Source organism: Sphingomonas sp. SL1004 (assembly GCF_057815015.1).
Genome location: NZ_JBYMUX010000001.1, coordinates 1051823 through 1077773 on the forward strand (window position 1 = coordinate 1051823; position 25951 = coordinate 1077773).

Annotated in this window: 27 protein-coding genes and 1 riboswitch; of the genes, 11 read left to right on the forward strand and 16 right to left on the reverse strand. The window is 66.6% G+C overall.

Annotated features, from left to right (window positions below):
* The first annotated feature begins 9 nt into the window (after positions 1–9).
* A complete protein-coding gene (locus AC3D24_RS04700; RefSeq protein WP_489028652.1) occupies positions 10–720 on the forward strand; it encodes an SDR family NAD(P)-dependent oxidoreductase in 711 nt (236 codons plus the stop codon).
* Positions 721–849: 129 nt separating this feature from the next.
* On the opposite strand, the gene AC3D24_RS04705 is transcribed toward AC3D24_RS04700, so the two are convergent.
* The 3 genes from AC3D24_RS04705 to AC3D24_RS04715 form a co-directional block, all read right to left on the reverse strand.
* Entirely contained in the window at positions 850–2094 is a 1245-nt protein-coding gene (locus AC3D24_RS04705) for a class I SAM-dependent methyltransferase (protein ID WP_489028654.1), read from the reverse strand.
* Between the two features lie 205 nt (positions 2095–2299).
* Entirely contained in the window at positions 2300–3661 is a 1362-nt protein-coding gene (locus AC3D24_RS04710; RefSeq protein ID WP_489028656.1) for a cryptochrome/photolyase family protein, read from the reverse strand.
* A complete protein-coding gene (locus AC3D24_RS04715; protein ID WP_489028658.1) occupies positions 3658–4599 on the reverse strand; it encodes a histone deacetylase family protein in 942 nt (313 codons plus the stop codon). The genes AC3D24_RS04710 and AC3D24_RS04715 overlap by 4 nt, the downstream gene beginning before the upstream one ends.
* A 60-nt stretch (positions 4600–4659) precedes the next feature.
* On the opposite strand from AC3D24_RS04715, the gene AC3D24_RS04720 reads away from it, so the two are divergent.
* The 6 genes from AC3D24_RS04720 (at position 4660) to AC3D24_RS04745 (ending at position 9890) form a co-directional block, all read left to right on the forward strand.
* Entirely contained in the window at positions 4660–5154 is a 495-nt protein-coding gene (locus AC3D24_RS04720; protein WP_489028660.1) for an RNA pyrophosphohydrolase, read from the forward strand.
* Positions 5155–5194: 40 nt separating this feature from the next.
* Entirely contained in the window at positions 5195–6097 is a 903-nt protein-coding gene (locus tag AC3D24_RS04725; protein ID WP_489028662.1) for a DUF481 domain-containing protein, read from the forward strand.
* 40 nt (positions 6098–6137) lie between these two features.
* Entirely contained in the window at positions 6138–7343 is a 1206-nt protein-coding gene (locus AC3D24_RS04730; protein WP_489028664.1) for a hydrolase, read from the forward strand.
* Positions 7340–8356: an arginine N-succinyltransferase gene (locus tag AC3D24_RS04735; protein WP_489028666.1), complete on the forward strand. Its 1017-nt coding sequence runs from the start codon at positions 7340–7342 to the stop codon at positions 8354–8356. The genes AC3D24_RS04730 and AC3D24_RS04735 overlap by 4 nt, the downstream gene beginning before the upstream one ends.
* Positions 8353–9606 carry an N-succinylarginine dihydrolase gene (locus tag AC3D24_RS04740; protein WP_489028668.1) on the forward strand — a complete coding sequence of 418 codons (1254 nt, stop codon included), beginning with the start codon at positions 8353–8355 and terminating at the stop codon, positions 9604–9606. The genes AC3D24_RS04735 and AC3D24_RS04740 overlap by 4 nt, the downstream gene beginning before the upstream one ends.
* A gap of 65 nt (positions 9607–9671) precedes the next feature.
* Positions 9672–9890, forward strand: coding sequence for a hypothetical protein (locus tag AC3D24_RS04745; RefSeq protein ID WP_489028670.1), 219 nt, complete (start codon positions 9672–9674; stop codon positions 9888–9890).
* A gap of 4 nt (positions 9891–9894) precedes the next feature.
* Here the strand turns inward: AC3D24_RS04745 and AC3D24_RS04750 are convergent, their stop codons facing one another.
* The 3 genes from AC3D24_RS04750 to cobU form a co-directional block, all read right to left on the reverse strand.
* Positions 9895–10632, reverse strand: coding sequence for a Crp/Fnr family transcriptional regulator (locus AC3D24_RS04750; protein WP_489028672.1), 738 nt, complete (start codon positions 10630–10632; stop codon positions 9895–9897).
* Positions 10633–11006: 374 nt separating this feature from the next.
* Complete coding sequence (locus tag AC3D24_RS04755; protein WP_489028673.1) at positions 11007–11201, reverse strand: hypothetical protein; 195 nt, start codon at positions 11199–11201, stop codon at positions 11007–11009.
* Positions 11202–11346: 145 nt separating this feature from the next.
* Complete coding sequence (gene cobU, locus AC3D24_RS04760) at positions 11347–12006, reverse strand: bifunctional adenosylcobinamide kinase/adenosylcobinamide-phosphate guanylyltransferase (RefSeq protein ID WP_489028675.1); 660 nt, start codon at positions 12004–12006, stop codon at positions 11347–11349.
* Here cobU and AC3D24_RS04765 point away from each other — a divergent pair.
* The 3 genes from AC3D24_RS04765 to AC3D24_RS04775 are packed head-to-tail and all read left to right on the forward strand — an operon-like array spanning position 11986 to position 15345.
* Positions 11986–12957 carry a threonine-phosphate decarboxylase gene (locus AC3D24_RS04765; RefSeq protein ID WP_489028677.1) on the forward strand — a complete coding sequence of 324 codons (972 nt, stop codon included), beginning with the start codon at positions 11986–11988 and terminating at the stop codon, positions 12955–12957. The genes cobU and AC3D24_RS04765 overlap by 21 nt on opposite strands.
* The gene (gene cbiB, locus AC3D24_RS04770; RefSeq protein ID WP_489028678.1) at positions 12950–13888 is read left to right on the forward strand and encodes an adenosylcobinamide-phosphate synthase CbiB; all 939 of its coding nucleotides are present in this window, start codon (positions 12950–12952) and stop codon (positions 13886–13888) included. The genes AC3D24_RS04765 and cbiB overlap by 8 nt, the downstream gene beginning before the upstream one ends.
* Positions 13876–15345 (forward strand): cobyric acid synthase, encoded by a 1470-nt coding sequence (locus tag AC3D24_RS04775; RefSeq protein WP_489028680.1) that lies wholly within the window; start codon positions 13876–13878, stop codon positions 15343–15345. Before cbiB ends, AC3D24_RS04775 begins: the two co-directional genes overlap by 13 nt.
* On the opposite strand, the gene cobS is transcribed toward AC3D24_RS04775, so the two are convergent.
* The 5 genes from cobS to cobO all read right to left on the reverse strand — a co-directional run bounded on the left by cobS (position 15310) and on the right by cobO (position 19144).
* Positions 15310–16026 (reverse strand): adenosylcobinamide-GDP ribazoletransferase, encoded by a 717-nt coding sequence (gene cobS / locus AC3D24_RS04780; RefSeq protein WP_489028682.1) that lies wholly within the window; start codon positions 16024–16026, stop codon positions 15310–15312. The genes AC3D24_RS04775 and cobS overlap by 36 nt on opposite strands.
* A complete protein-coding gene (locus AC3D24_RS04785; RefSeq protein WP_489028683.1) occupies positions 16023–16592 on the reverse strand; it encodes a histidine phosphatase family protein in 570 nt (189 codons plus the stop codon). Before AC3D24_RS04785 ends, cobS begins: the two co-directional genes overlap by 4 nt.
* Positions 16589–17602: a nicotinate-nucleotide--dimethylbenzimidazole phosphoribosyltransferase gene (gene cobT, locus AC3D24_RS04790; RefSeq protein WP_489028685.1), complete on the reverse strand. Its 1014-nt coding sequence runs from the start codon at positions 17600–17602 to the stop codon at positions 16589–16591. Before cobT ends, AC3D24_RS04785 begins: the two co-directional genes overlap by 4 nt.
* Positions 17599–18006, reverse strand: coding sequence for a DUF1636 domain-containing protein (locus tag AC3D24_RS04795; RefSeq protein WP_489028687.1), 408 nt, complete (start codon positions 18004–18006; stop codon positions 17599–17601). The genes cobT and AC3D24_RS04795 overlap by 4 nt, the downstream gene beginning before the upstream one ends.
* 172 nt (positions 18007–18178) lie before the next feature.
* Positions 18179–18374: riboswitch (cobalamin riboswitch) on the reverse strand.
* A gap of 164 nt (positions 18375–18538) precedes the next feature.
* Positions 18539–19144, reverse strand: a complete 606-nt coding sequence (cobO, locus tag AC3D24_RS04800; protein WP_489028689.1) for a cob(I)yrinic acid a,c-diamide adenosyltransferase — start codon at positions 19142–19144, stop codon at positions 18539–18541.
* A gap of 54 nt (positions 19145–19198) precedes the next feature.
* Here cobO and AC3D24_RS04805 point away from each other — a divergent pair, with 54 nt between their 5' ends.
* Entirely contained in the window at positions 19199–20815 is a 1617-nt protein-coding gene (locus AC3D24_RS04805; protein WP_489028691.1) for an NAD(P)/FAD-dependent oxidoreductase, read from the forward strand.
* Positions 20816–20993: 178 nt separating this feature from the next.
* Here AC3D24_RS04805 and AC3D24_RS04810 read toward each other — a convergent pair whose 3' ends face one another.
* From AC3D24_RS04810 to AC3D24_RS04830, 5 genes are all read right to left on the reverse strand, one after another.
* Positions 20994–21665 (reverse strand): peptidylprolyl isomerase, encoded by a 672-nt coding sequence (locus AC3D24_RS04810; RefSeq protein WP_489028693.1) that lies wholly within the window; start codon positions 21663–21665, stop codon positions 20994–20996.
* 255 nt (positions 21666–21920) lie between these two features.
* A complete protein-coding gene (locus AC3D24_RS04815; RefSeq protein WP_489028694.1) occupies positions 21921–22193 on the reverse strand; it encodes a UBP-type zinc finger domain-containing protein in 273 nt (90 codons plus the stop codon).
* 29 nt (positions 22194–22222) lie between these two features.
* Positions 22223–23881, reverse strand: coding sequence for an FAD-dependent oxidoreductase (locus tag AC3D24_RS04820; protein ID WP_489028696.1), 1659 nt, complete (start codon positions 23879–23881; stop codon positions 22223–22225).
* Entirely contained in the window at positions 23878–25260 is a 1383-nt protein-coding gene (locus AC3D24_RS04825; RefSeq protein ID WP_489028698.1) for an FAD-containing oxidoreductase, read from the reverse strand. Before AC3D24_RS04825 ends, AC3D24_RS04820 begins: the two co-directional genes overlap by 4 nt.
* Entirely contained in the window at positions 25257–25712 is a 456-nt protein-coding gene (locus AC3D24_RS04830) for a DUF4126 domain-containing protein (RefSeq protein WP_489028700.1), read from the reverse strand. The genes AC3D24_RS04825 and AC3D24_RS04830 overlap by 4 nt, the downstream gene beginning before the upstream one ends.
* Positions 25713–25951: the final 239 nt, after the last annotated feature.

A 25951-nucleotide genomic window follows, 5' to 3' on the forward strand; every position in this document is an offset into this window, starting at 1 on the left:
GGAGCGATTATGACGGACAAGCCTCTCGACGGCCGGCTGGCGCTGGTCACCGGCGCCAGCCGCGGCATCGGCGCCGCGACTGCGATCGCGCTGGCAGCAAAGGGCGCGCACGTCGTCCTGACCGCACGCACGCCTGGCGGTCTCGAAGAGGTCGAGGCGACGATCCACGCGGCCGGCGGCTCGGCGACGATCGCCCCGCTCGATCTGGCCGAGAGCGAAGCGATCGCGCGCCTCGCGACCGCGATCGGCGACCGCTGGGACGCGCTCGACATCCTCGTGCTGAACGCCGGCATGCTCGGCTCGTTGTCGTCGGTTCCGGCGATCGACCCGAAGGAAATGGCGCAGGTCTTGACGCTCAACGTCAGCGCGCAGGCGGCGATGATCGCGGCGTTCGACGCGATGCTGAAGAAGGCGAAGTGGGCCCGCGTGATCGGCGTCACCTCCAGCGTGGGCCGCAAGCCTCGCGCCTATTGGGGCCTCTACGGCGCCTCGAAGGCAGCGTTCGAAACGCTGCTCGGCGCGTACGGCGACGAAATGGCCGAGATCAGCGCCATCCGCACCGCGATCGTCGACCCGGGCGCGACGCGGACGAAGATACGGGCGCGGGCCTATCCGGGTGAGGATCCGAACTCGGTCAAGGAACCGACTGTCGTGGCCGACCGCATCGTCGCGCTGGCGATCGAAGGCTTCGAACCCGGCCATTTCGAGCGGGTAGCCTAAACCACTACCCCGCCTCCCGTCATGCCGGGCTTGTTCCGGCATCTAGCGTTCCGCGTACTCGATGGAGTATAATCTGCGGGACCGTTGACCCCGGAACAAGTCCGGGGTGACAGAACGGGTGGTCGAACGTCAGCGCTTCACCAGCGTTACCTGTGCCACGTCGATCCCGCCGCCGAGAAACCCGCCCTCACAATACATCAGATAGTAGCGCCACAACCCGACGAACCGCGCATCGAACCGCGCCGGCAACCGTCCTTCCATAACCGCAGCATCGAACGCAACTCGCCACCGCCGCAACGTCTCGGCATAATGCAGCCCAAACCCGCGCCGATCTTCCCACGCCAGCCCACGCGCCTCGGCCAGTGCGCGAAACCGTGGTTCGGACAACAGCATCCCGCCCGGAAACACGTAGCGCTGGATGAAGTCGACACTCCGCGAATAGGAGTCGAAGATCGCATCGTCGATCGAGATATACTGCAACGCCGCCCGCCCTCCCGGCTTCAACGCACGCGCGATCGCGTCGAGATAGACCGGCCAGTATTCCTCGCCGACCGCCTCGACCATCTCGATGGATGCCACCGCGTCATAGGTCCCGGTGACATCGCGGTAATCGGTCAGGGCCACGCGAACGCCGTCGAGCCCCGCCGCCGCGATCCGGTCATCGACCTGCCGCTTCTGCTCAGTCGACAGCGTCAGCGCGTGCACGCCGACCCCCGCGCGCGCCGCCATCTCGGCGAACGATCCCCAACCGCAGCCGATCTCCAGGATAGTGTCGCCTGCCCGCGCCCCAGTCCGGTCGAGGATTGCGCGCAGCTTGGTCGCCTGCGCCGCCTCATGCGGTTCGGCATCGTCGAACGGCTCGGCGAAGATCGCGCTCGAATAGGTCAGGCTAGGATCAAGCCAGGTCTCGTAGAAATCGTTGCCGAGATCGTAATGCGCGGCAATGTTCTTGCGCGAGCCGGTCGGGTCGTTCCGCCGCATCCGGTGCCACGCCCGCGCCGCCAGCCGCACCACGCCCCCCGACCGTGCCGAACTCCCGAGCGAGCGGCGGTTGCGCATGAACAGGTCGAACAGCGGCACCGGATCGGGGCTCGACCAGTCGCCCGCCGCCCAACCCTCGTACCAGCCGACCGACCCCGCGGTCGCCAGACGGACCAACGCGCGCCAGCGGTGCAAGGTCACGACGGGCAAAGGCCCCAGAGCCCGTCCGCCGATCAGCCGCCGCGTGCCGTCGGGCAAGTGCGCGTCTATGCCGCCGCTCTCCAGCCCCGCGTCGATCCGGTCGAGCAGACGATGAAATATTGGCGCGACCAGGCGCGCAACCGGGGAAACCTGCGCGGCGGGCACATCGTCGAAAGCGGGAACGGCGGTCATCGCGGCGCTCCATGCAACACGGGCGCCGGCTAGGAAAGAGTTGTCGGCGCGGAAACGGCTGGAACGTAATTCAAGGCCATGACGCGCTCCCCTCCCTGGAAGGGAGGGGCCGGGGGTGGGTAGGCCGGCTCGGGCCAATGACGGTCGACCGAGCGGAACCCGACCCGCCCCCAACCCCTCCCCTCCAGGGAGGAGTCGCCCGACCCTAGCGCGCGTGCCGTCCGGCTTCGAGCGCGCGCTCACGTCCTTCGCGGTGGCCGACGATCTTCAGCGGATAGGCTTTTGGCCGACACCCGGACTCATCCGGATCATGGATCGCTTCACCGGTCACCTTCGCCAGTTCCGGCACCCACTCGCGAATATAGTCCCCCGCATCGAACTTCTCCGATTGCGACAGCGGCGCCATGATCCGCCCGAACATGTTGGAATCTACCCCGGTCCCGGCCACCCATTGCCAGTTCACCGCGTTGTTCCCGTAATCCGCATCGACCAGGCAATCCCAGAACCAGCGCTCGCCCTCGCGCCAGTCGATCAGCAGGTGCTTCACCAGGAAGCTGGCGGTGATCATCCGCACGCGGTTGTGCATCCACCCGGTCGCCCAAAGCTGGCGCATTCCGGCATCGACGATCGGATAGCCCGTCCTGCCCTCCTGCCACGCCTTCAGGTCCGCCTCGGCCTCCTTGCCAGACCGCCAAGGGAGCTTGTCGAACTTGGGCCGACCGTTCGTATCGCCGTAATCCGGCATCGTCAGCACGACGCCATCGGTAAAATCGCGCCACGCCAGTTCCTTGCGGAACGTCGTCGCATCGCCATGCCCGTCCACCGCGTGCCACACCGCACGCGCGGAAATCTCACCGAAATGGAGGTGCGGCGACAGGCGGGAGGTGCCTTCGATCGAGGGCATGTTGCGATCGACGTCATACGCCTCGACGATCGGCGCCATCGCCTTCGCGTTCTTGATCGCTTGGGCCTCGCCCGGCGTCCAGTCGGCGAACCCAGCCGACCAGTCCGGCTTGGTCGGCAGCAGATCCCAGTCGGCCAGCTTCTCGCTCTTCGGCCAAGATTTCGGTCCCGGAATGGTGTGCGGCACAGGCTCAGGTTCGCCCGGCGGCATCATCTGGTTCAGCGCCTTCCAGAACGACGAATACACCTTGAACTGCCCGCCCGAGCCGGTCGTCACGTCCTCGATCCGCGCCAGATGGTTGCCGTCGTGCAGGCACAGCCGATCGCCCAGCGCTGCCTCTGCCTTGCGCCACCAAGGCTCGTAATGCCGGATCGCATGGACGTGTTCGGCGCCGGTCTCCTTCAGCAACGCGGTCAGCACCTCGACCGCATCGCCGCGGCGCAGGATCAGCCTCGATCCCTTGTCCGCCAGCGACTCCGCGAACGAGGCAAGCGTATGGTGCAGCCACCAGCGCTGGGCGCCGCCGATCGCCCATGTGCCGGGCGCGTCGTCGTCGAGCACGTAGACCGGGATCACCGGCCCCGTATGCGCGGCGGCGATCAAGGCAGGCTGGTCGTGCAGACGGAGGTCCTGGCGAAGCCAGAGCAGGGTCGGTGTCGTCATCGATTGCTCAATGCACGAACGCGCCCGCCGGCGTCACCCGCGGCGGCGAAAGTTTCGCCTAATGTCATGATCGCCGCGACATGCCGCTCGGCGATCGCCAGCGCATCGTCGCCATAGCCGCCGCCGACGGTGCTTGCGAGCGGTAGGCCCCGCTCGATCGCGAGACTAGCGACCAGCATCTCGCGTTGCGCCAATCCCTCCAGCGACACCGATAGACGCCCCAGCCGATCCCCCGCATACGGGTCGACCCCCGCCTGGTACAGGATCAGGTCCGGGCGGAAATCATCGAGCATCGGCACCAACGTCGCCCCCAGCGTCGCCAGATACGCGGCGTCGCCGATCCCGTCCGCCAGCGGCACGTCCAGCGTCGAGCGTGCCTTGCGCACCGGGAAATTCTTTTCGGCATGGATCGAATAGGTCGCGATCTCCGGCCGCCCCGCCAGCAGCGCCGCGGTCCCGTCGCCCTGGTGCACGTCGCAATCGACCACCAGCACGCGCTGCACTCTGCGCTCCTCGATCAGGCGCACCGCCGCAACCGCCAGGTCGTTGAAGACGCAGAACCCCGCCCCGGTGTTCGCCAACGCATGGTGGCTCCCGCCCGCCGTATTCGCCGCAAACCCGTGCTCCAGCGCAAGACACGCCGCCAGCCACGTCCCCTGCGGCACGATCGCCGCCCGCCTTGCCACAGGTTCGGTCACCGGAAAGCCGATCCGCCGCTCCTTCTCGCGTGGCACGCGTGCCTCGATCACCTCAGCGACATAGTCGGGGTCATGCACCGCCTCCAGCCAGTCGCGCGGCGCCGGTTCGGCCCGGTGCCACGCGACCGCATCGCCCTTTGCGAGCAGCAGGTCGCGGATCAGGCCGTTCTTGTTCCAGCGATAGGTCGACCGCGCCGGCGCGGGCGCGACATAGTCGGGGTGGTGGACGACATGGATCATGCTCCGTAGGTAGGGGCGAGCCCCCTACCGCCCAAGCGTTCGTGCCGTCCGGAGACCAAGTTGACCGATTATTCGACCCTGCCCTATCGCCCGTGCGCCGGAATCATGCTCGTCAACGCGGACGGCAAGATTTTCGTCGGGCAGCGCAACGATTCGCCTTCGGACGCGTGGCAGATGCCGCAGGGCGGGATCGACCCGGGCGAGGACGCGCAAGCCGCCGCGCTGCGCGAACTCGGTGAGGAAACAGGCGTCATGCCTGAACACGCCCAGCTGATCGCTGAAGCCCCCGGCGAATTCGTCTATGATCTTCCCCCCGAACTACTCGGCAAGGTCTGGAAAGGCAGATGGCGCGGCCAGACGCAGCGCTGGTTCCTGTACCGCTTCCTCGGCACCGACGCGGACGTGAACATCGCCACCGACCACGAGGAATTCCGCGCGTGGCGTTGGAGCGATCCCGCCGACCTGCCGCGGCTGATCGTGCCGTTCAAGAAGACGCTCTACGAACAGGTACTCGCCGCCTTCGCGCCACATCTCGGCGCAACCTCGACACGCTGAGCAGTTCCCAATCCGCTACGCTGCCGTTACGGAACACAGCGTGCGCCGCTTACCCCTTATCCTACTTGCCCCGTTGCTGCTGGCGAACGCGCCCGATCCGCAATCGGTGATGATCCCCGAGACGATCCGGGCGATGCTCGATGCGGCGCTCGAATCGGGGAACGAGGCGGACGTCAACACGGTCGCCAAATACGCCCGCGCCGCCGATCCGCTCAGCGGCGATGCGGTGCTGGCGATCGCCGAGAAGTGGAAGGCAGACCGCGCCGCACAGCGTACGCAGGTCATCCGCCAGGCAAGCTTCCTCGATCTCTGGAGCGGCAAGGCGGAGATCGGCGGCTATCTGACGACCGGCAACTCCGACACCGCGGGCGGTACCGCAGTGCTCGATCTGAACCGCGAGGGCCTGCGCTGGCGCCACAAGTTCCACGCCCAGGCCGACTATCAGTCGAACCTCAACATCACGACGCGCGAGCATTATCTCGCCTCGTACGAACCCAACTACAAGGTCGACGACCGCGCCTATGTATATGGCGTCGCGCAGTATGAGGGCGATCGGTTCCTCGGCTATTTCAATCGCTACTCGACCTCGGTCGGTGCCGGCTACAGCGTGATCAAGACCGCGGGCACCAAGCTCGATCTCGAACTCGGGCCGGCGTATCGTCATACCGAATTTACCGACGACACCGTGCAGAGCAGCCTCGCCGCGCGCGGTACGGCGAATTTCAGCATTCGCATCCTGAGCGGCCTTTCGGTCAGCCAGGTCGCGTCCGCCTATGTCCAGCGCTTCAACAGCACGCTCAGCGGCACGACCTCGCTCAACGCCAAACTGATCGGGCCGCTTTCCGCCGCGCTGTCGTACAGCGTGCAATATGAAAGCGAACCGCCGATCGGCTCGGTCTCGACCGACACCACCAGCCGCGCCTCGCTGGTCTACAGCTTCTGAGCCGGTTCCCACGCGCGCTTACCCTCGCTAGGGTTGCGCGATGAGGGGACTTTCAACGATCGAACGCGATGCCGTCGACAAGGCGCACGCGGCACCGATGCTGGCGCAGGTCGAGGCCTGGGCGGCAATCAACAGCGGCACGCGCAATCTCGAAGGACTGGCGACAATCGCCGGGTTGCTCGGCGATGCCTTCGCGAGCCTGCCGGGCGAGATCGCGCTGGTCGAACCGATCCCGGTCGACAGCGTCGGTGCGGACGGCGTCGTTTCGTCGGTCGAGCACGGCAGGCATCTCCACCTCGCCGTCCGGCCTGACGCACCGGTGCGAATGCTGTTCACCGGCCACATGGACACGGTGTACCCGGTCGATCATCCGTTCCAGGCGCTTCGTTGGCAGAACGACGGCCACCTCAACGGTCCCGGCGTCGCCGACATGAAGGGCGGACTCGCGGTGATGCTCGCAGCGCTCACCGCCGTCGAAGCGAGCCCGCTCGCGGCGCAGGTCGGCTATGACGTCGTCATCAATTCGGACGAGGAGACCGGCTCCTTCTCTTCGGCCCCTCTGCTCGCCCGCGCCGCGCATGGGAAGATTGCCGCGCTGACCTACGAACCCGCGCTTGCCGACGGAACCTTGGCGGGTGCACGCGGCGGCACCGGAAACTTCTCGATCATCGTCCACGGCCGCAGCGCGCATGCCGGTCGCAATCCTGAGGACGGCCGCAATGCGATCGTGGCCGCTGCCGACATTGCGGTCCGCCTGTCCAAGGTCCGCGGGCCCCGCCTCGCGGTGAACCCGGCGCGGATCGAAGGGGGCGGTCCCAACAACGTCGTTCCGGATCTCGCCATCCTCCGCATCAATTTCAGACCGGCCACGCTGGACGAGATTACCCGAGCGCAGTCGCACATCGATTCGGCAGTGGCGATGGTCGCCGCCGAGCACGACGTCCGGATCGAGGTCCATGGCAGCTTCAACCGCCCTCCCAAACCGATCGACGACGGCGCCGCGCGCCTGTTCGATCTGGTCAAGGCGTCGGGGGGCGATCTCGGCCTCGACATAGCGTGGAAAGCGACCGGCGGCGTCTGCGACGGTAACAACATCGCCGCCGCCGGCGTGCCGGTCGTCGACACGATGGGTGTCAGAGGCGGCGCGATCCACTCGGCGGACGAGTTCATGATCCCGGAAAGCCTGGCCGAGCGCGCAGCGCTGTCGGCCGTCACCATAATGCGTATCGCGGAGGGCCGTTTGTGAGTTTCAGGATCCGGGCCGCGGTCGACGACGATCTCCAGCATCTCTACGAAATGGCCAAGTTGACGGGCGGTGGCTTCACCAACCTGCCACCCGACCGCCGCGCACTGACCGCCAAGCTCGAACGCAGCCATGCCGCCTTTGCGCGCACCGACGGCCCGGTCCAGGACGAGCTGTTCGTCCTGGTGCTAGAAAACGTCGAGACGAAGGAGGTTCGCGGGACCTGCCAGATCTTCACGCAGGTCGGGCAGAGCTACCCGTTTTACAGCTACCGGATCGGCCAGCTCACCCAGCACAGCCGCGAGCTCAACCGCACGTTCCGCGCCGACATGCTCTCGCTCGCCACCGATCTCGAGGGTGCGAGCGAGGTCGGGGGCCTGTTCCTCCATCCCGGTGAACGTGCTGGCGGCCTGGGTCTGTTGCTCGCCCGCAGCCGCTACCTCTTCATCAAGATGCACCGTGCCCGTTTCGCCGACCGCATCCTCGCCGAACTGCGCGGCGTGATCGACGAAGCCGGCGGCTCACCGTTCTGGGACGGTCTTGCCGGACGGTTCTTCGGGATGAATTTCCAGGACGCGGACCAGTTCAACGCGATCAACGGCCACCAGTTCATCGCCGACCTGATGCCCAAACACCCGATCTACACCGCGATGCTCACGGAAAGCGCGCGCGCTGCGATCGGCTTGCCCCACCCGTCTGGTCGTGCGGCGATGCGGATGCTGGAGAACGAAGGCTTCGCGTTCGAGAATTACGTCGACATCTTCGATGGCGGTCCGACTATGACGGCGCGCACCGACCAGGTCCGCACCATCGCCGAGGCGCGGGAGCACCGAGTGGTCGCGGTCGATCGTGACCGCGGGCAAGAAGCGTTGGTCGCGACGGGTCAACTCGCCGAGTTCCGCGCCGCTTTCGGCACCGTCCGCGAGGCGGATGACGGCATCGTCCTGGCGGAGGACTGCGCCGGTGCCTTGGGCGTATGCGAGGATGCTCCAGTCACGCACGTGGCGCGGCTATGACGATGGTCGAGATCAATTTCGACGGACTGATCGGACCGAGCCACAATTTTGCCGGTCTGAGCCCCGGCAACCTCGCCGCGACCCGTCATGCCGGTCAGGTCGCGCATCCGCGCTCCGCAGCATTGCAGGGTATAGCGAAGATGCGTGCCAACCTCGATCTGGGACTCGTCCAGGGCCTGTTCGTGCCGCTTGCTCGGCCAGACCATCGCTGGCTCGACGCGATGGCGACGACCTATCCGGCGGCACCGCCGCATCTTCGCGCGCAGGCGCTGTCGGCGTCGTCGATGTGGGCGGCCAATGCCGCAACCGTCTCGCCCGCGCCCGACACGCGCGACGGGCGCTGCCATCTGACCGTAGCCAACCTCGTGACGATGCCGCACCGCAGCCACGAATGGCAAGGTATGCTGGCGCAACTCCGAACCGCGTTTGCGAACCCCGCATTCGCCGTTCATCCGCCAATCCCTGCACCGTTCGGCGACGAGGGTGCCGCGAACCATATGCGACTTTGCGCCGGCCACGAAGCGCCGGGCGTCGAAGTCTTCGTCTATGGCGTGTCGGGCGGACCATTTCCGGCACGGCAGCACCGTGACGCGAGCGAGGCGATCGCGCGCGCGCATCGTCTCGATCCGGCGCGGACGCTGTTCGTCCAGCAATCGGAGGTCGCGATCGCGGCGGGCGCCTTCCACAACGACGTCGTCGCCGTCGCCAACGCGCGCGTCCTGTTCGCGCATGAGCACGCATTTGCGGACAAAGACGGGTTCTATGCAGACTTGCGTGGCCTGCTGCCCGACGTCGAGATCGTCGAAGTTCCGGCGGATCGCGTCAGTCTAGCCGATGCGATCGCGTCGTACCTGTTCAATGCGCAGCTCGTCTCCCTCCCCGACGGCATGGCGCTGATCCTGCCCGAGGAAGCGCGCGCGAATACGGCGGTCTGGTCGTGGCTCCAGGCGCATGTCGCGGGGAACGGCCCAATCCGCCATCTGCATGTCGTCGATGTCCGCGAGTCGATGAGCAACGGCGGTGGCCCCGCCTGCCTCCGCCTCCGCGTCGTCGCCGATCCGGAAACGATCGATCCGCGTTTCCTGGTCGATCATGCCAAGCTCGATCGGATCGCGGCGATGGTCGAGGCGCATTGGCCAGCGGCGATAGCGCCGAACGCAATCGGCGATCCCGCGCTGGTCGAGCAGATCGAAGCGGCGCGAAAAACCTTGCTCATAGCGCTCGATCTTGTCGGGTTAATTGACACTTAACCATAATACCAGGGGCGGAATTGGCGGATTTCAGCCATTGGCGCAGGTCTTGCTAGTCACACGTCATGTGGAACCGCTTTGCCCGCCTCTTCATCATCAAGACCAAATTCGAGGCTTTCCTCGTCATCTACGGCCTGGGCCTCGGCGCGGTCGAACGCGGCATCCATTATCTCCAGCAATATCCTGGATATGGCGGCTGGATGCTGTTCGCCGCCTGCCCGATCGCCGTGTTCATGGCAGGCGGGCGGATCATCGATTCGATCGAGCACGCGCGCGACGCCTGATCGGTCAGGTCTTCTGTTGCGACAGATGAAGGTAGCGGCTCGAGAAATCCGCCAGTTCGCGTAACGCATCCCATTGCGGGAAACTGATCCGGCGCCGGTTGCGGGTAATCAAGCCGTCGGACTCTAGCGATTTGATCGTCCGGTTGACGTGCACCGCCGTCAGGCCGAGCGCATCGCCGAGCTGCTCCTGGCTCATCGGCAACTCATAGCCGGCCTCATCGACCAACCCCTGCATGTCGAGCCGGATCGCAAACTCGCACAGGAAATGCGCCAACCGGGACCGTGCGTCGCGGCGACCGATATTGAGGATCCATTCGCGGAAGATCGACGCCTCGACCAGCGTATTGACGAAGATCGCGTTGCCGATCGACGCCCGCGACCGTGCGAGTTCGCGCAAGGCGCTTCGCGAGATCGTTGCTACGTCGGCCCGGGTGAGCGTCTGGACGTTATGATCCGCGACATCGAGGAAAAGGTGCTGGAAATCGAGTGCCTCGCCGGGCACGTGCAGCGAAACGATTTGGCGCATACCTGATCCGGTCAGCTTCTGACGATACGCGAAACCCGACAGCAGCACCGCGCACTGCTCGGGCGAATCCCCCTCCCGCACGAGGTACGACGAGGGCTCGTACGTTCGCAATGTGTAGGGCAACGCAAGCAGGGCCTTGCGATCCCCGACGTCGAGCACGGCATGCGTCTCGAGCTTTCGCACCATCAGGCCCAATGGGCTCATAACATCGTTCAAATGCGTTCTCCCGCAAAGTCGGGGCGGGAGCACATGCATCTCTCGGCCGTCAGCGCCCAATTATCGGCTGTCGGTCAGAAACTATAACATACCTCGAATATGTTTATTCAAACATATGACAGGCCGTATAAATTGTCATAAATCTGGATATCTGAATTATATCTTGAATGATCGCCACCGACATCTGCGAAGTATTTATCCAACAGCAAGAATTACTTTGATCGCGATCGAAGAATAATTTGGCAGTTCTGCGACATATGCCAGCCATGCGCCAGATAACCGATCGACACCAAGAACCGCGCGTCCGAACCGGACATTATCAAAAGCATCTTTAAGACAGTTGCGCCCTGAACAACCATCTTCGACGTAGTAGATTACGTTGCGGTGATCGTCCCGCGTGCCGCCGAGGCTTCGGTGATACCGGTCAACGCACGCTGAAGACAATCGATACAGTCACTCAGCTTGGCGCCAACCAGCGGACTGTCGCCTTCATCTGCGATACGCAACGCTTCTTCGATCAGAAAGACCATCGACTTCAATCGCGCGATCGCCTGTGCTTCGCTATGCATTCCACCACCTCATTCGATTGCCGCGATAATGCGCCCCTCGCTTGAAAAAGCCAGAGCCATCGCGATACCGATCGATCGCACGCATATGCTCGCATCCCGCGGCGCATCGCCAGCGCCCGTTTTTACAAGCGGCGCGATATCTCGCCTAGGCGATGATCGGATGTTTCCAGCGCTGCACCAGGCCCGCCGCGACCATGTCCACCGAATCGACCTGGCGGGCGATCCGCTGGTGAATGAGGCCCGCCGCATCGCGAAACCGCCGGGCCAACGCGTTGTCGGGCACTATACCCTGTCCCACTTCATTGGAGACGAGGATCACCCTTCCCGCCACCTCGGCAAGCGCTGCCAGTAGCAAGTCGGCTGCGGCATCGATGTCGGCATCTGCGAGCAGAAGATTGGAAAGCCACAACGTCAAGCAGTCGACCAGCATGACAGTCGTGGCGCCATCCGCCGCAATGAGCGTTTCCGGCAGGGCGCGCGGCGCTTCGACGGTCCGCCAGCGCAGATCGCGGTCGGCCCGGTGACGGGCGATGCGATCGGTCATCTCGCCGTCGAACGCCTGCGCGGTGGCGATATAGACGAGCGCACCGCCGGTCTGCGTAGCCGCGGCCTCGGCCATTGCCTGCGCATGTCGGCTCTTGCCCGAGCGCGCGCCGCCCAGCACGAGCAGGCTCCGCCCGAATGCCGGGCTGGGTTGAAACGATTGCACGCCATGGTCTCCTTCGTGCTTGCGACCCGCCGATGGAATGACGATGACGACGCTGAGTTCAAGCGGAAGGATAGCATGACGGGTCTGCGCGCGCATGGCGGGAGGATCGACCTCGCCGCCAGCCACTACCCGAATGCCCCGCGACCTTGGCTCGACCTGTCGACCGGGATCAACCCGCGTGCCTGGCAGCCGTGCGCTACGCTGTCCACGGACCTGACCCGCCTGCCCTCGCCGGCGGCGATCACGGACCTCGAAGCCGCTGCCGCCAAGATGTTCGAGACGGATGCGGCACGCGTCGTCGCGCTTCCCGGCAGCGAGATCGGCTTGCGCGCGCTTGGCTGTCTCGCTCTGCCGACGCCGGTGCGGTTCGTCACGCCCAGCTATGGTACGCATGCCGAAGCGCTGGACGGAGCGACGTCGATCGCGCGGACGGCGATCGGCGAGGTACGATCCGGCACGGTCCTGCTTGCAAACCCCAACAATCCCAATGGGCTGCTCGACCGGCCCCAGGACCTGCTGCAGATTGCCCGCCATGGTGCCTGGATGGTCATCGACGAGGCCTTTGCCGACGCCGTACCCGGCACGAGCATCATCCCGCATCTGAGGCCCGACGACAGGGTCCTCGTGTTCCGGTCGTTCGGCAAATTCTTCGGCCTGCCCGGCATCCGCCTCGGCTTCCTGATCGCGCCGCCGGTTCAGGCTGCTGCGATGCGTGCCCGGCTAGGGAGTTGGCCAGTATCGGCGCACGCGGTGGCGTACGGCACGGCTGCCTACAGCGATACGGCGTGGATCGATGCGGCTCGGATGGATCTGACGTCGCGCGCCGCGCGGCTGGATGTTGTACTAAGAATGCATGGGGTCGTTCGTGGCGAGTGCCCGCTGTTCCGATTGATCGAGAGCGACCACGCGCCGGCGCTGTTCGAGCGACTGGCACAGGCGGCGATCCTGACCCGACCGTTCGATTATGCGCCGCGGTGGCTCCGGATTGGCCTGCCTGGCGACGATGCTGCGTTCGCGCGGCTCGAACGGGCGCTGGCGCATGGCTGAACCCGTCGCGCTGATCGCCTTGCTCGTCGATATGGCAGTTGGTTGGCCGGCCGCGCTGTACGCCCGGATCGGTCATCCCGTGGGTGGTTTCGCGCGCATGATCGGGGCCGCCGACACACGGTGGAACACGTTGGAATCATCGACTTCGGTTCGCCGTGTCCGGGGCGTCCTGACCTTGGTGATCCTCGTGGCAGTCGCCATCGGTACCGCGTGGAGCGCCGCGGCGGTGGCGCGGATCGCGTTTGGCTCTGGTGCATGGATCGCGATTGGCGTGATGGCGGCACCCGGCCTCGCGATCCGAAGCCTGTACGACCATGTCGAGCCGGTCGCCGAGGCGCTGGACCGCGACGACCTCGACAGCGCGCGTGTGCGCGTGGGAATGATCGTCGGCCGGGACGTCGCAGCGCTCGACGAGGCGGGCGTAGCGCGCGCCGCGATCGAAAGCCTTGCCGAAAGCGTCTGCGACGGCGTCGTCGCGCCGCTGTTCTGGCTCCTCGTCGCCGGGCTCCCCGGGATCTGGGCGTACAAGGCGATCAACACCGCGGACAGCCTGATCGGTCACCGCGAGGAGCGCTGGCGCGCATTCGGCTGGGCCGCGGCTCGCGCCGATGATCTGGCCAATCTGATCCCTGCGCGGATGAGCGGCGTGCTGCTCTGCCTTGGCGGGCTTGGCGGATGGCGGACGATGTGGCGCGACGCAGGCAAGCATGCGTCGCCCAACGCGGGGTGGCCCGAAGCCGCGATGGCGGGCGTGCTAGGCCTGCGTCTTGCCGGGCCAATCGCCTATGACGGCGTGAGCGTCGCCAAGCCATATATCGGCGATGGCCGCCGCAACGCGACGACCGCGGACATCCGCGCCGCGCTACGCGTGTATCGCCGGACCTGCGCGCTGTTACTGGTCGTCGCGGGAGGACTCGCATGGGTGCTATAATGCTGCAAGGGACCGGCTCGGACGTCGGCAAGTCGGTGCTCGTCGCCGGACTGTGCCGCGCCTTTGCCAACCGCGGGCTCTCCGTCCGTCCCTTCAAGCCACAAAATATGTCGAACAACGCCGCGGTGACGGCGGAGGGCGGCGAGATCGGTCGCGCGCAGGCTACGCAGGCGATCGCGTGCCGCGTCGCGCCCAGCGTCGACATGAACCCCGTGCTGCTCAAGCCACAAGGCGACCGCACCTCGCAACTGATCGTCCGCGGACAAGTGCGCGGTACGCTCGCCGCGGCACGCTGGCGCGAAGGCCGGGAGGGGTTGCTGGTCCACGTGCTGGACAGTTTCGAGCGGCTGTCGACACGCTGCGATCTTGTCATCATCGAGGGTGCCGGCAGTCCCGCGGAAATCAACCTGCGAGACGGCGACATCGCCAATATGGGGTTCGCTCGGGCCGCGGGCGTGCCGGTAATACTGGTCGGCGACATCGATCGCGGCGGGGTGATCGCTGCGATCGTCGGTACGCGGGCTGTGATCGATCCTGCCGATGCGGCGATGATCCACGGCTTCATCATCAACAAGTTTCGCGGCGATCCGTCGCTGTTCGACGATGGCTATCGTGCGATCGAGGCGCGCAGCGGCTGGCGCGGATACGGCGTCGTGCCGTGGCTGGCCGATGCCGTTCGCCTGCCAAGCGAGGACGCGGTGATCCTCGAACGTCCGACGGCATCGTCCGGGAACCGCGTGACGATCGCCTGCCCGATCACGCCGCGGATCGCCAATTTCGACGATCTCGATCCACTTCGGCTCGAACCCGGCGTCGCGCTGGCGATGGTGCCACCGGGGACGCCGATCCCCGACGCGGACCTGATCGTCCTGGCGGGCTCGAAGGCGACGATCCCGGACCTCGCCTTCCTGCGCGCGCAAGGCTGGGACATCGACATCCACGCCCATCACCGCCGCGGCAAACCCGTGCTCGGGCTGTGCGGCGGCTATCAGATGCTCGGCCGGAGCATCGCCGACCCGGACGGGATCGAGGGACCGGCGGGAACCGTCGAGGGGCTCGGCCTGCTCGATGTCGAAACCCGTCTCACGCCCATGAAAACGCTGGAGCACGTTACCGGCCAAGCCTCAGGCGCGCGGTTCGCGGGCTATGAAATGCACATGGGGGTGACGACCGGGCCGGCGACGCTGCGCCCGGTCGGGCATCGTGCCGACGGCAGCCCGGAGGGCGCGACGAGTGCGGACGGTCTCGTCTCGGGCAGCTACGTCCACGGCCTGCTCGGGCTTGCCGAGCAACGCGCGACCTGGCTTGCGCGGATCGGCGTGGCAGCCAACGGACCCGATCACGCCGCATCGATCGATGCCGCGCTCGACGCGATCGCAGCGATGCTCGAACGGCATCTCGATCTCGACGCGATGCTGACGCTATCGCACCGCGCCGGCGACGCACAGCGCCAGTAGCAGCCCGGTCTCGACGAGTTCGATCCCCGCCCCGTGTGCGTCGCCGGTGATCCCGCCGATCTTGCGTCGTAACCACGCCGCGATGCCGAGAATGAGGATCGGTCCGGCGAGCAGTGTCGGCACCAGAACCGACGCAAGCGCGAGCATGAGGCCCCACCCGAGCAAGTCCCGCGTTCGAACGGCACCCGCTATCGCTGCCCCGAGGCCACCTTGTCGCAGTGGCGGCAGCAGCCGGACCCACGCCAGCGGCCCCATCCGCGCCACGAACGGCACGAGGACGACACCCCAGCCCGGCGCGCCGACGGCGTGCAGCAGCACGAGCTTCGCCATCATCTGGCCGATGATCGCGATCACGCCGAAGCTGCCGACATGCGGATCCGCCATCACCGCGAGCAACCGCGTCCGATCGCCATGTGCCGCACCCAGACCGTCGGCCAGATCCGCAAGCCCGTCGAGATGCAACGCGCCCGTAATCGCGATCCATATGAACAGCGCGACGCCAGCACCGATCCATGGGTCGACCAGCGATCCAGCCCATCCGGCGCTCGCCACCAGAGCGCCGATCGCCAGCCCGACCAGGGGGTAGACACGGATCGCTTCGGCGAAATCATGGGGGCGGGCCGCCACCGTCGGCATCGGCAACCGGGTCAGGAACCCGAATGCCAGGACCAGCCTTCTCACGTCGCCAGCCCGACGATCTGGACGACGCGCTCTTCGCCGGGCCAAACCCGAAGCGACAACAGCGCGGCATATGGCAGGTCGAAGCTCCAGACCTGGCGTCGGTCGAACCCGCACGCGACGGCGAACGCCGCGCGCATCGTGCCGGCGTGCGTTACAATTAGCGTCGGGCCCGCCGCGAGGTCTGCGAGGGCACGGGAGACACGGTCACATAAAGACGACCAGCGTTCGCCCCCGGGTGGCGCCGCGGAATCAGGATCCTCGTGGAAGCGCGCGAAGGCCGCCGGGTCGATAGACGACGGCACGGCGCCATCCCAGGCGCCGAAATCGAGCTCGCGCCAACGAGGGTCGCGGTCGACGGTTACACCGAGAGGCGCGGCGATTGCTTCCGCGCATGCCGTCGCCCGCACGAGATCGGACGAAACGACACGGTCGATTGCGAGTCCCTGCGCGCGCGTTACGCAGGCCTCGATACCCGCGGCGGTCGCCGGATCGTCGGTGTGGCCGAGCAAGCGTCCCTCGATCGCAGGTGCCCCATGCCGCATCAGATACAGCATCGATGGAGTCACGCCGCCGAAACGCCGGCCTCGGCGAACGTCGCCATCTCGTCGTGGGCCGCCAGCGCTGCCCTTACGAGCAACGTGGCCACCGCCGCCCCGCTGCCTTCGCCAAGCCGCATGCCGAGCGACAGCAGCGGCTCAAGCCGCAGTTTCTCGAGCAGCCGCGCGTGACCGGGCTCCGCGGAGACGTGTGCGGCGAGGCAGTGATCGAGGATATCCGGGCATGCTGCGGCAAGCGGCGCGATCGCCGAGCAGCAGATGAAGCCGTCGAGCATCACCGGGATACCGGCAAGTCGCGCGGCGACGACCGCCCCCGAGATCGCCGCCAATTCGCGCCCGCCGAGCCGGCGCAACGTCTCGAACGGGTTCGTGAGTGCGGGGCGATGCAGCGCGACGCCTGCCTCCACCGTCTCGATCTTTCGTGTCAGGCCGGCCGAGTCCACCCCCGTGCCCGGCCCCACCCAGTCGCGCGCGGCGCCGCCGAAGCTCGCGGCGCAAAGTGCCGCAGCGGTCGTCGAATTGCCGATCCCCATCTCGCCCAGGACAATCAAGTCCGGGGTCCCTTCGACGGCCGCGGCGCCGGCGTTGATCGCCGCCAGGCAGTCGGCTTCGGATAAGGCGGGCGCTGTCGTAAAATCCGTGGTCGGTGTGTCGAGGTCGAGCGCGACCACCTTGAGGTCGAGCCCCGCCACCCTCGACAGTGCGTTGATCGCCGCGCCGCCGTGCTCGAAATTGGCGACCATCTGCGCCGTCACCGATGCCGGAAACGCGCTGACGCCGCGCGCGACGATTCCGTGATTGCCGGCAAAGACGATCGCCCTGCCCGCGTCCAGCCGTGGTCGTTCGCGCCCCTGCCAGCCTGCCATCAGGACTGCGAGATCCTCCAGCCTTCCGAGCGAGCCGGGCGGTTTGGTCAGCGTGGCTTGGCGCGCCTCTGCGGCAGACCGCGCGACCACGTCCGCCTGGGGGAGATTGCGCAGCGCCGAGAGAAACGCGGCAGAGGTCGGGAACGCGGTCATTCGACGACGAATCCGGCGGGCGGCGTGCGGGTGATGAAATGCCCCTTCACGCCCTGCGGCCATTGCTTGAACGGAACCTGCCCGAACGCGCTCTCGCCGTAGAGCCGCGCGTAATCGAGTATCGCGCGCGCGGCGTCCTCGGTCGGCTCGAAGCGGCCGAGCACATAGCCGACCTTGGCGGGCGCGCGCAGATGGATCGTGCAGAAATCCTGGCATGCGAACAGGCACGGCATCTCCTGCACCGCGACATCGGCATAGGCGGGATCGCTCGCCTGCACCGCCTTCAATGCCTGCACGAGCCGTGCGCCACCACGCTGGCCCTCGTCGTCGTCGCGCGCATCGGCGGAATGGCGGCACGTATTGCACGCGACCACCGCGACGCCGTCTTCGACCGGCTTCAGCATATCCGTTCCCGGACGATCTCGGAACGATGTGAACTTGGCATAGGAACCCCTTCGGACAGTCGGACCCGCACCGCGTGAAGGGCGAGAGGCGCATGCCTCCAACCTCCGCACGACGCGAAGCGATGTCGTCGCTCGGGGTGTTACCCGTCCGTTCGGCGCACCCTGGCCGGACGAAAGACGACCGCGACGGGCAGGTCTCCTGGCTCGCGGGTCAACGCCGTCCGCGCCGCCTTCTCGGGACTATCCCAATGGCATGAGGCACGATGGCTCGCCGCGTACAGTTGCAGGGGCAGCCGGGTGTATCCCGTTCCCATTTTCATTTCCCTCGGCGTTGCCGCCTCGGGAAAACCTGTCGCGGGTCGAGCGATACGCGGGCGGTGCTTCGCGCGCAATACGCGGCATCTCGCCAAACGCTCCGTCATGCCGGGCCCGTTCCGGCATCCACCGTTCCGCAAGCTCGACAGGCTGGATTGCGCGGAAGGGTGGACCCCGGAACAGGTCCGGGTGACGGCATGGATGCTGGGCCGAAGCGTCAGAACTCCACGCCGGCCTGCGCCTTCACCCCCGACCGGAAGGGATGTTTCACCTGCGTCATTTCGGTCACCAGATCCGCCATCTCGATCAGATCATCCGGCGCGTTCCGCCCGGTCACCACGACATGCGTCATCTCGGGCTTACCCGCCAACACCGCGAGCACCTCGTCCACCGGCAGATACTCGTATCGCAACACGATGTTCAGTTCGTCCGCTACCACCATCGCATAGGAAGGGTCGGCGATCATCCGCTTGACCTCGTCCCACGCCTCGCGCGCGACCGCGATGTCGCGCGCGCGATCCTGCGTGTCCCAGGTAAAGCCTTCCCCCATCGGCTTGAACTCGCACAGGTCCGGGAACGCATCGAACACCGCCTTCTCGCCGGTCGTCATCGCGCCCTTGACGAACTGCACCACGCCGACTTTCCGCCCATGCCCGATCATCCGCACCGCCATGCCGAACGCGGCGGTCGACTTGCCCTTGCCCTTGCCGGTGTGGACGATGATCAGCCCCTTCTCGATCGTCTTGCTCGCGACGATCCGGTCCTGGACCTCCTTTCGCTTGGCGCTCTTGGCATTCTGCTCGTCGTCGGTCCGCATGATCATGTCCTCTCCTGCTCCCGATGGCGGATCGGCGCGCGCGGCGCTAGAGCGTCCCCCATGCTCCGCATCACCGATCTCAAGCTGCCGCTCAACCACGCCGACGAAGCGCTTCCCGCCGCGATCCGCGATCGCCTGCGCGTCACCCCGCGCGACCTGATCCGCTACACCGTGGCGCGTCGCGCGCACGACGCACGCGACAAGATGGACATCCAGCTCGTCTATTCGGTCGACGTCACGCTGAAGAACGAGGACACCGTCCTCACGCGCTTCCGCAAGGATCGCCACGTCCAGCGCACCCCCGACACCGGCTACCGCTTCGTCACCAAAGGCGGCGCGAGCTACACCGGCCCCCGCCCGGTGGTCGTCGGCGCTGGCCCCTGCGGGTTGTTCGCCGGGCTCATCCTCGCGCAGATGGGATTCCGCCCGATCATCCTCGACCGCGGCAAGGTCGTCCGGGAACGCACCAAGGACACCTGGGGCCTCTGGCGCAAGAGCGTCCTCAACCCAGAATCGAACGTCCAGTTCGGCGAAGGCGGCGCCGGCACCTTCTCCGATGGCAAGCTCTGGAGCCAGATCAAGGACCCGCGCCATCTCGGGCGGAAAGTCCTGACCGAGTTCGTCAAGGCCGGCGCGCCCCCGGAAATCCTCACCGAAGCACACCCACACATCGGCACCTTCCGCCTCGTCACGATGGTCGAGAGCATGCGCGAGACGATCGAGGCGCTGGGCGGCGAATACCGCTTCTCGACCCGCGTCGACGGCCTCGACATCGTCGAAGAGGCGGGCACGCGCCAACTCCGCGGCCTCCACCTCAGCACCGGCGACTATCTCGAAGCCAACCACGTCGTCTTCGCGGTCGGCCACAGCGCGCGCGACACGTTCGAGATGCTCCACGCGAAGGGCGTCCACGTCGAGGCGAAACCCTTCTCGATCGGCGTACGCATCGAGCATCCGCAGTCGTGGATCGACGAGGCCCGCTTCGGCCCCTGCGCCGGCCACCCCGATCTCGGCGCGGCGGCGTACAGCCTGTCGCACCACTGCAAGAACGGGCGAACCGTCTACAGCTTCTGCATGTGCCCGGGCGGCACTGTCGTCGCCGCAACCTCCGAGGAGGGCCGCGTCGCGACCAACGGCATGAGCCAATATTCGCGCAACGAACGCAATGCGAACTCCGGCATCGTCATCGGCATCGATCCCGAGCGCGACTATCCCGGCCACCCGCTCGCCGGCATCGAACTGCAACGCCACTGGGAATCTCGCGCGTATGTCGCCGGCGGCTCGAACTACAAGGCGCCCGCGCAACGCATCGGCGACCTGCTCGCGGGGCGCGCCTCGACCGCGCTGGGCTCGGTGATCCCGTCGTACAAACCGGGGGTGCACATGACCGACTTGTCGGAGTGCCTGCCCGAGTTCGCAATTACTGCGCTGCGTGAGGCGTTGCCTGCGTTCGGGCGCGAGATCCCGGGCTACGACCACCCCGACGCCGTCCTGACCGGGGTGGAGACGCGGACCTCTTCGCCGGTTCGGATCACGCGCGGCGACGATTTCGTGAGTCTCAATACCGCTGGGCTGTTCCCGGCGGGCGAAGGTGCCGGGTATGCCGGGGGCATCCTGTCCGCGGCGGTCGACGGGATCAAGGTCGCAGAGGCGGTTGCGCTCAGCCTGACGGCCTGATTGCCAGGATCACCTGCCAGGTTACCACCCCGGCGAAGGCCGGGGCCCAAGTGGGGAAAGTCGTTGGCGACAACTGCTCTCCGTTACTGCAACCTCTCCAATTCGGCCCCGGCCATTGCCGGGATGGTTATCGCGTTTGATTGCGATCGCCGCAGAACCGTCCGGCGTGACGAAAAAATCACTTCTTCCGGTCAGACCTCGTCTTGATCAGCCAAGCCCGCGGCAATCCCGTGGGCTTTGCCACCCCGTCGAGCCGCCGCGCACTGACCAGCGCGACGCGCTTCAGGATCATCTGATCCTTGAACGCATCCATCCCACCACCGGTCGGCTTGGCGAGGATGCGTTTCACCACGTCCATCCCGGCCACGACGTGCCCGAACGCGGCATAGCCCGGATAGCCCGCGCGCGCGTCCATCGCCGGCGCCGGGCCGACGGTGATGAAGAAATTGCCGCCCGCCGACGCGGGGGTCATGCCGCGCGCCATCGAGATCGTCGCGTCGTCATGCTTGATCCCGGTCATCGCGGTCGTCTCAAGCGGGAATGGCGGCAGGATGCGGCGCGCATCGGTACGGATACCTGCCTGGATGAAGCCGAGTTTGGGCGACGATTTCTGCCGGCTCGCACGGTAGAAGTCGGTCCCGTCGAAACGTCCGTCATCGACGTAGGCCAAGAAATTCGCGGTCGTCTTCGGCGCATGGCGGGCGTCGAGCGCGAGCAGTATCGGGCCCTCGGAGGTCACGAGGCGGACGCGTACTATCCCAGGCTTCGGTCCTGCGCGGTTGGGCCGTTGCGCAGATCCTGCCGTAGCGAGCGCCGCAACGGCGAACAGCCCCATCATGATACGCCGCATCGTAGGTCACTCACGCTTTTACCGATGGAGGTCGGCTAGCGGTCGAGGTGCGGCGACGCAAGCGAGGGTGACCGAGTGTGGTTGACCGAAGGTACTTGCCACCCGGCACTACACCACCCCGGCAAAGGCCGGGGCCCAATTGGGGGACGGTAATGTCGAAGGACTGTCTGCCGTTACTCCGGCCTTGCCAATTGGGCCTCGGCCTTCGCCGGGGTGGTATTGAGCGATCAAGTCTGTTCGAACGCCTTCCCTACGTCAAACATACCGCGGGATGGGCCCCGATTGCGGAGTCTGGTCGGGCAGATCGACCATCGTCTCGTCGACGAAGCACCAGCCCCAACCCTCTGGCGGATCATAGCCTTCGATGATCGGATGCCGGGTCGCATGGAAATGCGCGGTCGCGTGGCGGTGCGGGGAATCGTCGCAGCAGCCGACATGGCCGCACGTCCGGCACAACCGCAGATGGACCCATTCGCTGCCCATCCGCAGGCACTCCTCGCATCCGAGCGCGCTCGGTGTGACGTCCACGATGGTGTCCAGGTGTGTGCAACCTTCGCTCATCGTTCCTCCCGTTCGGCCGCGTCGGCCAGCGCCTTGTGAACCTGTGCGACCACCGCTGCACCCTCACCCACGGCCGCAGCGACGCGCTTGGTCGACCCAGCGCGGACGTCGCCGATCGCGAACACGCGCGGCAAGCTCGTCTGCAACGGCAACGCCGCCTTGCCCGTCACGATGAAGCCCTTGTCGTCGGTATCGACGCAGCCCTGCAACCAGCCGGCATTGGGATCGGCACCGATGAACAGGAACAGATGCCGCATGTCGCACCGGCTCGTCGATCCGTCGGCACGATGACGGAACGTCGCGGCGGTCAGCCCCGTCGTACGATCGCCCTCCAAGCCGATGATCTCGGTCCCGACGTGCAGCGTCACGTTGGGCAGCGCGGCGATCCGGTCGATCAGATATTTCGACATCGTCGCGGCCAGATCGCGTCGCACGATCAGGTGCAACCGCTTCACCCGCGGCGCAAGGAACACCACAGCCTGCCCCGCCGAATTGCCCCCACCGACGAGCGCAACCTCCTCGCCCTCGCAAAGCCGGGCCTCGATCGGCGAGGCCCAGTAAGAGACGCCCGCGCCCTCGAACATCGCCAGATCGGGAATGTCGGGACGCCGATACCGCGCGCCGGACGCGACGATCACGGTGCGTGACCGCACGCGCCGATCGTCGGGCAGCACTAGGACCAGCGGATCGTCCTCCGGCCGGCTTTCGTCGCAGTCCAGCCGTAAGATCTCCAGCGGCACGGCGATCTCGGCGCCGAACTTCAGCGCCTGATTGAACGCGCGGCCGGCCAGCGCCTGCCCGGATATGCCGGTCGGAAACCCCAGATAATTCTCGATCCGCGCCGACGCTCCCGCCTGTCCGCCGATCGCGCGCTCGTCGAGCACGATCACCGACAGTCCCTCGGATGCTGCATACACCGCCGCCGCCAGCCCCGCCGGCCCCGCGCCGACGATCGCCACGTCGTAGATCGCCGCCGGATCGAGATCGGGTGTGATCCCCAGACATGACGCGACCTCGACGTCGGACGGCCGTTTGAGGATCGTGCCGTTCGGACACACCACCAGCGGCAGGTCGCCACGAAGCACGCCGATCCGCTCCACCAGCGCACGCCCTTCCTCGTCGGACGCGGCATCGAGCACGACGTTGGGATAGCCCGAACGCGTGAGAAAGCCCTGCAACCGGACGATGTCCGGGCTGCCCGGCACGCCGACGATGACCGTGCCGCCGCTGCCCTGCTCGATCAGCCCGACGCGGCGCAGGATCAACGCGCGCATCACGATCTCGCCCACGTCCGCCGAGCCGACCATCAGCGCGCGCAGGTGCGCTGGATCGAACGGCAGCGCGGTGCAGCCGTCCGGCCCTGCCGTGCCGCGCGCGATCGACGGCCGCCCCGCGAGCTGGTTGACCTCACCCGTCAGCTGCCCCGGGCCATGCGTGGTGACCGGCGCTTCGTGACTCAAGCCATCGCGGCGGACGACCTCGATCGTGCCTTCCATCACCAGCCAGGCGGGAGCGCCCTGCTCACCGATCGCATAGACCTGTTCGCCTGCCGCAAACCGCCGCGCCGGCCCGCTCGCAAACCGCTTGGCGGTCTCCAGCTGCGCGGCATCGAGTACGGGAAACATCTGGTATTCGCGCGAGTCGAGATTGCTCATGCGGGCTCCGGCGGGGCTAGACCGAGCAGGACGGTCGGGATCAGTTCGGAGACGGTCGGATGGATCGGCACCGCCCAGCGCAGCGCCGACACCGGCTGATCCGCATTCATCATGTCGAGGATACCATGGATCGCCTCGTCGCCGCCGGTGCCGAGGATCGCCGCGCCCAGAATCCGCTGCGTTTCGGCGTCCGCGACGATCTTCATGAACCCCTTGGTTTCGCCCTTCTCGATCGCGCGACCCACCCGCGTCATCGGCCGTTTCGAGACGAGGATCGGCCGACCGGACTTTTCCGCCTCGGTTTGCGTCAGGCCGACCCGGCCCAGCGGGGGATCGGTATAGAGTGCATAGCCAACCAGCCGCTGGCTCAACATCCGATCGTCACCGTCGAGCAGGTTGGCCGCGACGATCTCGAAGTCGTTATACGCGGTGTGCGTGAACGCGCCGCGCCCGTTGCAATCGCCGAGCGCCCAGATCCCAGGTACGTTGGTCTGGAGCAGGTCGTCGACGACGACATAGCCCTTCGCATCGGTCTCGATCCCGGCATGGTCGAGGCCGAGATCGTCGGTATTCGGCCGCCGCCCGACCGCAAGCAGCACGTGGCTGCCGACCACCACCGGTTCGCCCGCATGGCAATCGACCGATACCGCGACGCCGGTCTCGTGCGTGGCGAAGGCGATGCAGTTCGCCCCCGTCCGCACCGCGATCCCCTCGTCCTCCAGGATATCGCGTACCGCGTCGGAGACATCGGCATCCTCGTGCGCGATGAGCCGCTCGCCGCGCTCGACGACGGTCACCGCCGCGCCGAACCGGCGATACATCTGCGCGAACTCCAGCCCGACATAACTCCCGCCGACGACGACGAGATGCTCGGGGACGCTGTCCAGCGCGACCATGTCGGTATTGTCGAGATGGGGCACGTCGTCGACACCGGGCATGTCGGGCACGCTCGCCCGCCCGCCGACGTTGAGGAAGATGCGCGGCGCGGTCAGCATCTCGCCGTCGACCGCGATCGTCGTCGGCCCGGTAAAGCGCGCATGGCCCCGCAGGAAGGTAAGCCCTGCCATCCCCTCGAGCCAGCGTTCGTTGCCTGTCCGCGCCTCCTTCACGACCTTACCGGCACGTGCCGCGACCGCCGGCATGTCGATCGCAACATCGCCCGTCCTTACGCCGAAATCCGCACTCCGGCGCGCGAGGTGCGCGGCATAGGCGCTGGCGACGAGCGTCTTGGTCGGCATGCAGCCGGTATTGACGCACGTCCCACCGACGAGTTTGCGCTCGATCAACGCCACCGTCATGCCAGCCGCGGTCAGGCACCCGGCGAGCGGCGGCCCTGCTTGCCCCGCGCCGACGATGATTGCATCGAAGGTCCGTGTCACAGCAGTACGACTACCAGTATCGACAGGCCGATCGCGAGCACGTCCTCGATCACTGCCGCGGGACGATCCTTGCCGAACGCGAGTGCAAGGCGCGCGCGGAGTCGGGCGCCGCCCAGCGTGCCGATCACCGTGCCGATGATCCCCAGCACCAGTCCGAACAGCGGTGCCCCCGTCGCAAAGCCGACCGCCGCACCCGAGACGCCGCCGGTGAGTAGCCGCGCACCGAACTGCGGCACTACGAGACGGCTCGGCGTCGATGGCAACTGATCCGTGACGAGCTCTGCTGCCGCTAGCAGCGTGAAGATCCACGGCGTGAACCGCCAGCCCAGGAACGCGAGCCAGGTTCCTTGCAGCGGCACGATGCCTTTCGAGGCCGCCCACGCGATCGCGGCGGGCGCCATCATCGCCCGCAACCCCGCGACGATACCGATTACGAGTGCGAGAACGAGCATGGCTGTCTCCGTCAGAAAGGCGCGTGACGAGGGTTTCACGCCTGCCCGCCGAGGTCAAACGGGGAACGACGTTGACTGGCCCCGTTCCGATAGCATCCCGCACTGGTTGACGGACACTCTCGGAGTTTCGAAGCTATGGCGAGCCTATGCGGATGATTGCAGCCTGCAACAGAAGTCATTGGCGGTGGCGGATAATCCCCCATGATCCTGGAAGAGTTGGCCGCTTCTGCAACTCGTTT